Origin of the sequence: Paraclostridium dentum (assembly GCF_012922555.1) — a bacterium.
In the GTDB taxonomy this organism is placed as follows: domain Bacteria; phylum Bacillota; class Clostridia; order Peptostreptococcales; family Peptostreptococcaceae; genus Paraclostridium; species Paraclostridium dentum.
On sequence record NZ_WIPK01000123.1, the window covers coordinates 1 to 461 of the forward strand.

General features: G+C 47.9%; 1 protein-coding gene. It reads right to left on the reverse strand.

The genetic code is table 11. The features are described from left to right. Nucleotides 1-222: 222 nt before the first annotated feature. On the reverse strand, nt 223-461 hold a 239-nt coding region (locus GFJ41_RS21115), incomplete at its 5' end, for a fibrinogen-related protein (protein WP_170076021.1).

Consider the following 461-nt stretch of genomic DNA (forward strand, 5'->3'; position numbering starts at 1 on the left):
TGCTTTTAATAAACATTGTTCTTTACAAGTCAGGGTTTGGTGAACCCTGAGAGTTCAGTTCAGTTCAGTTTCAGCTCGCTCTGTGATGAAGTGATGGAGACAGAATTATACAATCAGAGTGAGATTAACTACAAACAAACAGAAGGTTGTGAGTTTTGGTACTGTGTGTTATGTGTGTGTTGAGTGTGTGTGTTGAGTGTGTGTGTTGAGTGTGTGTGGCGTTTAGCGAGTGGGGATGTCTCCTTTGCCTAACCCTTGGTGCTGTCCTTCTGAATAGTATCTGTTGAAGGGGATGATCTTCATGGTGGTCTGCTTCAGCGAGTACCAGCGGTTGTGCCACGTGGCCCAGATGATGCCGTTATCAAAGCCGTGCTCGCCCACGTCCTTCTGGCTGTATGTACCTCCTTTGTGGTATCTTCCGTTCAGGTGAGCGGCATGGCACTGGTTCATCCACCAGCCCG